At 71.9% G+C, this 10,060-nt stretch carries 11 protein-coding genes; 10 read left to right on the top strand and 1 reads right to left on the bottom strand.

Annotated elements, in window-relative coordinates:
• A partial coding sequence (locus tag VJR25_RS14730) for an HNH endonuclease (RefSeq protein ID WP_324116331.1) occupies positions 1-1,005 on the top strand: 1,005 nt, incomplete at its 5' end.
• 75 nt (positions 1,006-1,080) lie between these two features.
• Here the strand turns inward: VJR25_RS14730 and VJR25_RS14725 are convergent.
• Complete coding sequence (locus tag VJR25_RS14725; RefSeq protein ID WP_324116329.1) at positions 1,081-1,494, bottom strand: glucose-6-phosphate dehydrogenase; 414 nt, start codon at positions 1,492-1,494, stop codon at positions 1,081-1,083.
• Positions 1,495-1,612: 118 nt separating this feature from the next.
• Between VJR25_RS14725 and VJR25_RS14720 the strand changes: the two genes are divergently transcribed.
• From VJR25_RS14720 to VJR25_RS14680, 9 genes are all read left to right on the top strand, one after another.
• A complete protein-coding gene (locus VJR25_RS14720; protein WP_324116327.1) occupies positions 1,613-2,467 on the top strand; it encodes a GNAT family N-acetyltransferase in 855 nt (284 codons plus the stop codon).
• 99 nt (positions 2,468-2,566) lie between these two features.
• Positions 2,567-3,184: a YdeI/OmpD-associated family protein gene (locus tag VJR25_RS14715; RefSeq protein ID WP_324116324.1), complete on the top strand. Its 618-nt coding sequence runs from the start codon at positions 2,567-2,569 to the stop codon at positions 3,182-3,184.
• Between the two features lie 72 nt (positions 3,185-3,256).
• On the top strand, positions 3,257-3,661 hold the full coding sequence (locus VJR25_RS14710) for a YciI family protein (RefSeq protein ID WP_324116322.1): 405 nt from the start codon (positions 3,257-3,259) through the stop codon (positions 3,659-3,661).
• A gap of 1 nt (position 3,662) precedes the next feature.
• The gene (locus VJR25_RS14705; protein WP_324116321.1) at positions 3,663-4,817 is read left to right on the top strand and encodes an RNA polymerase sigma factor; all 1,155 of its coding nucleotides are present in this window, start codon (positions 3,663-3,665) and stop codon (positions 4,815-4,817) included.
• Between the two features lie 222 nt (positions 4,818-5,039).
• On the top strand, positions 5,040-6,296 hold the full coding sequence (locus VJR25_RS14700) for an MFS transporter (RefSeq protein WP_324116319.1): 1,257 nt from the start codon (positions 5,040-5,042) through the stop codon (positions 6,294-6,296).
• 102 nt (positions 6,297-6,398) lie between these two features.
• The gene (locus VJR25_RS14695; RefSeq protein WP_324116317.1) at positions 6,399-7,046 is read left to right on the top strand and encodes a GntR family transcriptional regulator; all 648 of its coding nucleotides are present in this window, start codon (positions 6,399-6,401) and stop codon (positions 7,044-7,046) included.
• Positions 7,047-7,085: 39 nt separating this feature from the next.
• Entirely contained in the window at positions 7,086-7,856 is a 771-nt protein-coding gene (locus VJR25_RS14690; RefSeq protein ID WP_324116315.1) for an aspartate/glutamate racemase family protein, read from the top strand.
• Position 7,857: 1 nt separating this feature from the next.
• Positions 7,858-9,297, top strand: coding sequence for an amidohydrolase family protein (locus VJR25_RS14685; RefSeq protein ID WP_324116313.1), 1,440 nt, complete (start codon positions 7,858-7,860; stop codon positions 9,295-9,297).
• A 1-nt stretch (position 9,298) separates the two neighbouring features.
• Positions 9,299-10,036, top strand: coding sequence for a maleate cis-trans isomerase family protein (locus VJR25_RS14680; protein WP_324116311.1), 738 nt, complete (start codon positions 9,299-9,301; stop codon positions 10,034-10,036).
• The last annotated feature ends 24 nt before the right edge of the window (positions 10,037-10,060 follow it).

The following is a 10,060-nucleotide window of genomic DNA, read 5'->3' as shown; positions in this document are numbered from 1 at the left end:
GCGGCATCGGCGATCACGACCCTGCTCGACAAGGTCGCCTGCCGGGCCGACCGGGCTCTGCTCGACCGGGCCGAGCAGACCCTCGTGGAGCAGAGTGCGGGGCTCTCCCTGCAGGACGTGCACGTGCTGTTGCGCCGCGCCGAGGCCTACCTCGACCCCGACGGCGTCGCTCCGAAGATCGCCGACCTGCGTGCGAAGCGGTACCTGAAGATCGGTGAAGACCAGCACGGCATGATCACGCTCGACGCGAGACTCGACCCCGCCACAGGGGCGCCGATCAAAGCAGCCGTCGAGGCGCTCGTCACCGCGCAGATCAGGGCGACCCGCGGACGCAACCATCCCGACGGCACCGGTGGGGCGAGCGGATGGGAGTGGGGCGAGGTCGCCGATGACGGTGCGGAGACGGGTGCGTCCTCACCGCTGGCGGAGACGCGCAGCATCCCGCAGCTGAACGCGGACGCGCTGGCGGCGATCGCGAGGCACGCGCTCGGATGCGACCAGGTGGCGTCGCCGCTGGCCGCCACGACGGTGGTCGTGCGGGTTCCGCTGGACGCGCTGACGACCGGCACCGGCATCGCGACCATCGACGGCATCACCCAGCCCATCGACGCGGGCACCGCGCGCCGCCTGGCCGCCGATGCGGAGGTCATCCCGCTGGTGCTCGGCGGGGAGAGCGAAGTGCTCGACCTGGGCCGGAGGCGTCGACTGTTCACCAAGGCACAGCGTCTGTCCCTGTGGGAACGCGACGGAGGATGCGCCGGCTGCGGCGGTCCACCCGAGATGTGCGAAGCGCACCACCTGACCTGGTGGTCCCGCGGCGGCGGCACCGACCTGAGCAACGGGATCCTGCTGTGCACCGGCTGTCATCATCGGATCCACGCGGAGGACTGGGAGATCCGGGTCGTCGGCTCGGCCGTGTGGTTCGTTTCACCGCCGCACATCGATCCGGCGCGCACGCCACGTCGCGGCGGGCGACGCCGGCACGACTACCGACCGGCCGCGTGAGGGCCGGGCCAGTCGGTCGAGCCTCCGGCCGGCTGCGTGAGCCCGGCCGAATCGATCGTGCCTCCCCGGGCCGGCTCAGCCCGCGACGGCCTCGCCGCAGATGCCGCACACGCCGGTCGGCGGCACCTCGACGAAGCAGTTCGGGCACACGGCGCGCGGGCGCTCCACGACCGGCGGACGGCGCTCCGCACGTTCGCCCGTGACGCGGGGCGCGGCCTTCGCCCGTGCCCTCTTCGCCACCGGCGCGACGACCGCCGGCTGCAGTTTCTCGAACACGGGAACATGCTCCGCGCAGTAGAAGCGCACGTCGCCGTCGTGGTTCTTCGGGTGCCGGTGCTTGACCGCCCACAGCTCGGTGCGCGGGTGCGGCGCAGCACCGACGGGACACCCGGAGCAGCGCGCCGGATCGCCCGGAACCACCTCGGCGGCGATGATCGGCGTCTCGAACGGGAGGGTCCCGCGCCAGTCGTCTGCGGCTCTGATCTTCACGTCGGGTCCTTTCGCGGCGCCGGGTGCATTCGGGACAGTGCGGGGAGCAGTGCAGCGGGCGCACTACCAACGGTAAGCGGTTCGGGTGAACGTCGGTGCGCGGGTGTTTGATCGGAGCATGACGATCACGCTGTCGGTTCCCTCCGTCGACGCCCTTCCCCGGGTGGATGCCGCGCTTCGCACGTGGCAGGTCGAAGGCGGTCCGCTGCAGCTGCACCCCGGCGACGTCGGCTGGTTCCAGCGGTTCGGGGCCGACGAGACGGCGCGGGCGCTGCGGGTCTGGGCGACGGACGCCGGCATCCTCGCCGTCGGCCTGTGCGACGGTCCGGACGTGCTGCGGCTGACCACGGCGCCGGGGGTCCGCGGCGACACCGAGCTCGCCCGGACGATCGCGGATGATCTCGAGCGCACGTTGCCCGACGGACCCGTCTCGGTGGAGGCCCCGACCGACGCGGCACTCCGGCCGGTGCTGGAGGCGGCAGGCTGGCGGCGCGACGAGGCCTGGACCCCGCTGCGCCGAGGCCTCGCCGCACCGGTCGAGCACGTCGGGCTCACCGTGGTGCCCGTCGGTCCGGACGAGGTCGCCGATCGGGTGAGCGTCCATCGGTCGGCGTTCGCGAACTCCACGTTCACCGAGGAGCGCTGGCGTGCCATGACGGCGTCCCCGGCGTACGCCGACGCACGATGTCTCGTCGGGTACGACTCCGAGGGCACCGCGGTCGCCGCGATCACGGTGTGGTCCGCCGGCGCCGGGCGCGAGGGACTCATCGAGCCGATGGGGGTGCACCGCGACCACCGCGGGCGCGGCTACGGCACGGCCATCACGCTCGCAGGGGCCGCCGCCCTGCGCGATCTCGGATCGTCCAGCGCGGTGGTCGCCACGCCGAGCAGCAACACCGGCGGGATCGCGACCTACCGGGCGGCCGGATTCGACGCGCTCCCCGAGCGGCTCGATCTGCGACGCGGCGACTGACGCCCGCCACGCCGGCGCCGGATGCCGCTCCGTCCGCCACGACGCCGCCCGCCACCACTCCGCCTGCCGATGTCGCAGCCCGTGTCTAGACTCGCGGTCATGGTGGGATTCGCCGACAAACCCCTGTTCCACCCGCACACGGCCGCCGACTGGGAGGCGTTCCTCGAGAACGATCCGCCCGACGACGGGGTGCGGCTGCAGCTGCGCAAGAAGAACAGCGCGCTGCCCGGCATCCAGTACGCCGAAGCGCTCGACGTGGCGCTCTGCTTCGGCTGGATCGACGGGCAGTCCAAGCGCCTCGACGACGACTACATGCTGCAGTCGTTCACGCCGCGGCGGTCCCGCAGCCCCTGGTCGCAGATCAATCGCGAGCACGTCGCCCGGCTCGAGTCCGAGGGCCGCATGCGGGCCGGCGGCCTCGCCGAAGTGGAGCGGGCGAAAGCCGACGGCCGGTGGGATGCCGCCTACCGGCAGAAGGATGCGCCGCTGCCGTCCGACTTCCAGGCCGCGCTCGACGCCTCGCCCACCGCGACCGCGCACTTCGCCACCCTCACGAAGCAGGGGCGGTTCGCGTTCGTCTTCCGGCTCGGCAACGTCACCCGCCCCGAGACCAGGACGCGCAAGATCGCCGACTACATCGCACTGCTCGAGGCCGGCCGCAGCCTGCACGACCCGCGCGCAGAATCCTCCTCGGACGAATCCGGCGCCGCGATGTAGAGAACCGGCCTCCGGCTCCGTCCCCTGGGTGAACGCGGCCGAACCGGCGGCGTCACAGCGAAGGAGAATCCCATGAAGTACCTGCTTCTCAAGCACTACCGCGGCGGCCGCCCGGCCCTCAACGATGTGCCTGCCGACCAGTGGACCCCCGCCGAGTGGGACGCCCACATCCAGTACATGCGCGACATGGAGCGGCGCCTGATCGACTCCGGCGAGATGGTCTCGTCCGAGGGTCTGTCGATGGACGGCTTCTGGGTGCGCTACGACGGCGAGGGGCGTCCGCCCGTCGTCGACGGCCCGTTCGCCGAGACGAAGGACCTCATCGCCGGGTGGATGCTGGTCGACGTCGACAGTGAGGAGCGTGCCCTGGCACTCGCCTCCGAGCTGTCCGCCGCACCCGCCGCGGGTGGACGTCCGCTCGGCGAGTGGCTCGAGATGCGCCCCGTGATGGACGCACCGCCGACCATCACCGAGTGACATGGACCCGCTGGATGCCGCGACCCTGCGCCCGCTCATCCCTCAGGTGACCGGCATCCTCGTCCGACGCGGAGCAGACTTCGCGTCGGCCGAGGATGCCGTCCAGGAGGCGCTGCTTCGCGCCCTCGCCGCGTGGGGCGACGATCCGCCTCGCGACCCGCGTGCCTGGCTCGTCACGGTCGCCTGGCGCAGCTTCCTCGACCAGGCCCGCAGCGGCGCGTCCCGGACGGCGCGTGAAGACCGCGTCGCCGCCGAACCCGAACCCGGCGCGGTGTCCGCGCGCGACGACACCCTGCGGCTCTACTTCCTGTGCGCGCACCCGTCCCTCACAACCGCCAGCGCCACGGCGCTCACGCTGCGCGCCGTCGCCGGTCTCACCACCCGCCAGATCGCCGACGCCTACCTCGTGCCCGAGGCCACCATGGCCCAGCGCATCAGCCGCGCCAAGCAGAAGCTCGCCGGCATGCGCCTCGACGAGCCGGGGGATGCCGCGACCGTGCTGCGCGTGCTGTACCTGCTCTTCACCGAGGGCTACTCCGGTGACGTCGACCTGGCGGCCGAGGCCATCCGCGTCACCCGGCAGCTCGCCGCGCTGCTCGACGAACCCGAGGTCCAGGGCCTCCTCGCCCTCATGCTGCTGCACCACGCCCGGCGCGCCGCCCGCACCACCGCGTCCGGACGGCTCATCCCGCTCGCCGACCAGGACCGCGCCCGGTGGGACCGCGATCTCATCGCCGAGGGCGTCGACCTGCTGCAGCGCACCCTCGCCCGCGACCGGATGGGCGAGTACCAGGCGCAGGCGGCGATCGCCGCGCTCCACGCGGACGCCCGCACCGCCGCCGAGACCGACTGGCCGCAGATCGTGGAGTGGTACGACGAGCTGCGGAGATTCCACGACTCCCCGATCGTGCGCCTCAACCGCGCCGTCGCGGTGGGCGAGGCGGACGGTCCCCTCGCCGGGCTCGCCGCGCTCGCGGACATCGACCCGCAGGTGCCCCGGTTCCAGGCGGTGGCCGCCTATCTGCACGAGCAGGCGGGCGACGAGGATGCCGCTGCCGCCGAATACGCCGAGGCCTCGCGCCGGGCGACGAACGTCGCCGAGCGGGACCACCTGGCCCGTCAGGCGGCCCGCCTCCGCTCCGCCCGGCAGGCGTGACTCCGGTCGCGACGGTTGACATCCCGGCCCGCACCGCTCTATGGTGAGGTATGGGATCCCAAATTGGGATCCCGAATGCCCTTTCACCGGACCGCAGCGGCGCGCCGGTCTTGCCCTTCCCGATGCAGCGAAGGAGGACATCCCTTGTCCCTTCAGAAAGAAGCCACCACGCCGGCCGACTCCGCGTCCGCCCTCGCGAGCGGCTCGGCCCGACGATCGACCGTGAGGTGGAGGCTCTTCCTCATCCTCCTGCTCCTCGTGAGCGTGAACTACATCGACCGCGGGTCGATCTCGGTCGCCCTGCCCATCATCCAGAAGGACTTCCACCTCTCGCCGGAGCTCGTGGGCCTGCTGCTGTCCGCCTTCTTCTGGACGTACGCGCTCATGCAGATCCCGGTCGGCTACCTCATCGACCGGTTCGGCCCGCGCAAGATCATCACCGCCTCCTGCGTGGGCTGGGGCGCGGCGACTGCCGCGTCTGGCCTCGCCGGCGGCTTTCTCAGCATGTTCATCGCCCGCACGGCGATCGGCGTCACCGAGTCCGGCGTCATGCCGTCCGGCGGCAAGCTCAACGCGATCTGGATGCACTCCAAGGAGCGCGGCCGCGGCGCCACGATCCTCGACGCCGGAGCGCCCCTCGGCGCGGGCGTCGGCGGCATCCTCATCACCTGGCTGATCGCGATCTCCGGATCGTGGCGGCTGGCGTTCATCATCGCCGGCGTCGCCACCGTCGTGCTGGGCCTGCTGATCTGGTGGTACGTGCGGGACAATCCCCGCACGCACCGCGGCGTCAACGCGGCCGAGGCCGAGTACATCGAGGCGTCGCACCGTGCCGAGCGGGCCGCATCGAACACCGGGAAGATCGGCCGCCAGGGCCTTCGCCCCTATCTGAAGCACCGCTCGTTCTGGGCGATGTGCTTCGGCTGGCTCGGCTTCAACGGCGTCTTCTACGGCCTGCTGACCTGGGGTCCGCTGTACCTCTCCGAGGCCAAGGGCTTCGATCTCAAGACCATCGGCTGGTCGACGTTCGTGATCTTCGGCGCCGGTTTCGTCGGCGAGATCCTCGGCGGCGTCCTCGCCGACCGGCTGCGCTCGCGCATCAGCAACGTCAACGTCGTGATGCGCGGCATGCTCGGCCTGTCGAGCCTCATCGTCACGCTCGGCCTCGTCGGCGTCACGATCGTGGGCGACCCGATCACCGCGGTCGTGCTGCTGTCGGTGGTGCTGTTCTTCCTGCGCTGGGTCGGCCTCTTCTGGGCCGTGCCCGCCACCCTCGGCGGCACGTCGGACGCCGGCGTGCTCGGCGGTGCGATGAACCTCAGCGGCAACGTCGCCGGTCTCGTCACCCCGATCGCGGTGGGCTTCATCGTCGGCGCCACCGGCGGATTCACCGGCGCCCTGCTGTACTTCGTGGGCGCCGCCGTCATCATGGGCGTCTCGGTGCTGGTGCTCGACTACAGCAAGCGGCTCGCGGCATGAGCCCCGCCGTCCGCGGACTCGCGGGCCCGCGGACGGCGGGCCTGCCGCCCCTCTCGTCGCCTAGGATGGGATCCCACAGCTTTCGATCCGAGGGGGAAGCACATGGCGGCCACGACCGAGGAACCGCAGCGCTCCGCCCCGCTGCGCGACGTGATCAGGGACGCCCTGCGCACCCGCATCTTCGAGGGGCACTACGCCCCGGGCACCCGGATGGTGGAGCGCGACCTGGCCGCGGAGTTCAACGTCTCGCGCCTGCCGGTGCGGGAAGCGCTGCGGATGCTGCAGCAGGAGGGTCTCATCACGGAGCGGGCGACGCGCGGCTCGGTGGTGACCGGACTCGACGAGAAGGATGTCGACGACCTCTTCCACGTGCGGATCGCCCTGGAGGTGCTGGCCTGCCGGCTCGCGGCCGAGCGCGCCACCGCGGACGACCTGGAGCGGCTCCGGACGCTGCTGGACGGAGCCGCCGAGGCGCTGGCCCGGGGCAACCTCGCCGACGCCCACCGGTTGAACAGCGAATTCCACGACGAGCTCACGAGGATCGCCGACAACACGTTCCTCAAGACCGCGCTCGAGCCTCTCCAGGGGCGGATGCACTGGCTCTTCCGGCACGTCCGGTCGCTGCCCGAGCTGCTCGAGGAGCACCGCGACCTGCTGGCCGCGATCGCCAGTGGCGACCCGGACCGGGCCGCCCGGCAATCCGCCCACCACATCGAGAAATATCGCGAACAATACCCGGACACCGTGTGAGCCGCCGTCGGCAGCAGGTGTCTGCCGACGGAGACTGACATGAAGCTCTTGGTGATCAACCCCAACATCAGCGGGGACGTCACGGCCCTCATCCGCGCCGAGGCCGAGCGCTCGGCCGCCCCGGCCACCGAGCTCGTGGTCGAGACGGCGGCGTACGGCGTCGAGTACATCGAGACCCGCCTGGAGTCGCTCATCGCGGCCGGTGCGGTGGCCGAGGTGATCGCCGCGCACGCCGGGCAGGTGGACGGCGTGGTGGTGGCCGCGTTCGGCGACCCGGGGATGCCGGCGCTCAAGGAGCTCGTCGACGTGCCGGTCATCGGCATCACCGAGGCGGCCCTGTGCGCCGCCGCACTGCAGGGCCACCGCTTCTCGATCATCGCGATCTCGGACCGCATCACCGCCTGGTACCGCGAATGCGTGGAGGGCTTCGGCCTGGGCGGACGCCTCGCGTCGATCCGGTCGATCTCCCAGGCCCTCGGCGGCATCGGCACCGTCCAGGACGACTTCGGTCCGACCCTGGTGACCCTCGCGAAGCAGGCCGTCGCCGAAGACGGCGCCGACGTCGTGATCCTCGCCGGTGCGCCCCTCGCCGGACTCGCCCGCGAGGTCGCCGGCCAGATCCCCGTGCCGGTCGTGGACGGCATCGGCGCCGGCATCCGGCTCGCCGAAGCCGTCGTCGGACTGGCATCCGGCACCCACCGGGCGGGCGCCTTCGCCCCGCCGCCGGTCAAGCGGCGGCACGGCCTGTCGGCCGATCTGGACCGCGCCCTCACCCTCACCCAGACCGCATCCCTCGAAGGAGGCGAATGAGATGACCGATCTCATCATCACCAACGCACGCATCGTCAATGCCGACGGCGTGACCACCGGACACATCGTCGTCGACCGCGGCCGTGTCCAGGCCATCCTCGACCCGGCATCCGCCGTCCCCGCCGCCGACCGCGTCGTCGACGCCGCCGGCCGCGCCGTCATCCCGGGCGGAGTCGACGGCCACTGCCACGTCGCCCAGATCACCGGCCCGCACCGCACGCTCGACGATTACGCGCAGACGTCGATCGCTGCGCTGTGGGGCGGCACCACCACGATCATGGACTTCGGCATCCCGCGCGACGGCTCCGAGACCCCGCTCGAGGCGGCCCGCAACAAGCGCGAGCTCGCCCGCGACGCCCGCTGCTCCGTGGCGCTGCACGGATCGGTCATCGCCTGGGACGAGACGGTGCCGGCGCAGCTCGACGCGCTCGCCGAGATGGGCATCCGCTCCGTGAAGATGTACATGACCAACCGCGGCTCCACCATGAGCGACGACGACACCGTGCTCAGGGTGCTCAAGGAGATGAAGCGGCTCGACGGCCTCACCTACATCCACGCCGAGCACGACGCGATCATCGTGGACTGCACGCAGGACCACGCCGACGCCGGACGGATCGGCATCGAGCACCTGCACCGCACCCGGCCCGAGCTCGCCGAGGAGATCTCCGTCACGGAGGTGCTCGCCATGGCGGAGTACGCCGGCACCCCCGTGTACTTCGTGCACCAGTCCACGCCGGGCGCCGTCGACCTCGTCGCCGAGGCGCGCGAGCGGGGCGTCGAGGCCTACTCGGAGACGTGCCCGCACTACCTGCTGCTCGACGACGAGGTGTACGCGTCGCGGATGCCGGAATGGTTCGCGTGCTGCCCGCCGATGCGCTCGGCCGAGACCGTGGCGGCGCTCCGGCAGCGGTTCGCCGACGGCTCCATCCACACCGTCGCGAGCGACCACTCCTGCTACGACCTCACCCAGAAGCGCGAGCACATGGACGACATCCGCGAGATGCCGCACGGTCTGCCCGGCGTCGAGACGCGGATGCCGGCGGCGTTCACCGCGCTCGCCGACACGGCCGGGGCGGTCGACGACGCCCTGCTGCAGCGGTTCGTCGAGCTGTTCTCCGCGGCCCCCGCCCGGGTGAACGCGCTGCCCGGCAAGGGCGCGATCGCGGTGGGCTTCGACGCCGATCTCGTGATCTTCGACCCGGCCGAGGAGCGTTCCGTCGACGGACGACGTCTGCACATGGGCACCGACTTCTCGCCGTTCGACGGCTTCGCGCTGCGCGGCTGGCCCCAGGTCGTCGTGTCGGCGGGACGCGTCGTGCTGGATGCCGACGGCTTCCACGACCCCGGCGCCGTCGACGCGTTCGTCGAGTGCGCCGGACACAGCGCCTTCACGGGATTGAGCGCGCGCCCCGAGCCGGCCCTGGCCCGAACGGGAGCCTGAGATGACCGCGGAGTCGATCACCACCTCCGAGCGGCCCGTGCGGATCGGGATGATCGTGCCGTCGTCGAACACGTGCCTCGAGCCGGTGAGCTACCGGCTCCTGGGCGGCCGGGACGACGTCACGATCCACTCGGCGCGCATCCCGGTCACACGCATCGCCCTCGACGGCGGCTCGGACCGGCAGTTCGACGCCGCCGGCATGCGCGCCGCCGCCGAACTGCTCGCGACCGCCGACGTGGACGTCATCGCATGGAACGGCACGTCGGGCTCCTGGCTGGGGGTGGACCACGACCGGATGCTGGTCGACGAGATCACCGCCGCGACCGGCATCCCGGCGACGACCTCGACGCTCGCGTACTTCGACGCCTTCACGCAGTTCGGGCTGCACAGCATCGGCCTCGTCACCCCCTACACCGCCGACGTCAACGAGCAGATCGCCGCCCGTTACGCGCAGCAGGGCATCGCGATCAGCGGCCACCGCGCGCTCGGGCTGAGCGACAACGAGTCGTTCGCCCGCGTGCGGCCGGAGAGTCTCGTCGCCCCGTCCGAGGAACTCGCCGACGGCGCCGACGCGCTCATCTACCTGTGCACCAACCTGTACGGCGCACCGGTGGTCGAAGAAGTGGAGCGCCGCACCGGCGTGCCCGTGCTCGACTCCGTGGCGGTCACGCTGTGGCGGTGCCTGGCCCTCGCCGATGCCCCGCTGCTCGAGCCTCGCTGGGGACGCCTGCTCGCCTGACGAGGCGGTCGACTCGCACCCCTG

It is taken from the genome of Microbacterium sp., assembly GCF_035277845.1.
In the GTDB taxonomy this organism is placed as follows: Bacteria; Actinomycetota; Actinomycetes; order Actinomycetales; family Microbacteriaceae; genus Microbacterium.
Note: the sequence above shows the minus strand (reverse complement) of the source record. Positions and strands in the feature narration are given on the sequence as shown.

Excerpts from the sequence above, each read along its gene's own strand:
- VJR25_RS14720 (WP_324116327.1), top strand. The coding sequence starts at position 1,613 with ATGACGATCACGCTGTCGGTTCCCTCCGTCGACGCCCTTCCCCGGGTG.
- VJR25_RS14715 (WP_324116324.1), top strand. The coding sequence starts at position 2,567 with ATGGTGGGATTCGCCGACAAACCCCTGTTCCACCCGCACACGGCCGCC.
- VJR25_RS14710 (WP_324116322.1), top strand. The coding sequence starts at position 3,257 with ATGAAGTACCTGCTTCTCAAGCACTACCGCGGCGGCCGCCCGGCCCTC.
- VJR25_RS14705 (WP_324116321.1), top strand. The coding sequence starts at position 3,663 with ATGGACCCGCTGGATGCCGCGACCCTGCGCCCGCTCATCCCTCAGGTG.
- VJR25_RS14695 (WP_324116317.1), top strand. The coding sequence starts at position 6,399 with ATGGCGGCCACGACCGAGGAACCGCAGCGCTCCGCCCCGCTGCGCGAC.
- VJR25_RS14690 (WP_324116315.1), top strand. The coding sequence starts at position 7,086 with ATGAAGCTCTTGGTGATCAACCCCAACATCAGCGGGGACGTCACGGCC.
- VJR25_RS14685 (WP_324116313.1), top strand. The coding sequence starts at position 7,858 with ATGACCGATCTCATCATCACCAACGCACGCATCGTCAATGCCGACGGC.
- VJR25_RS14680 (WP_324116311.1), top strand. The coding sequence starts at position 9,299 with ATGACCGCGGAGTCGATCACCACCTCCGAGCGGCCCGTGCGGATCGGG.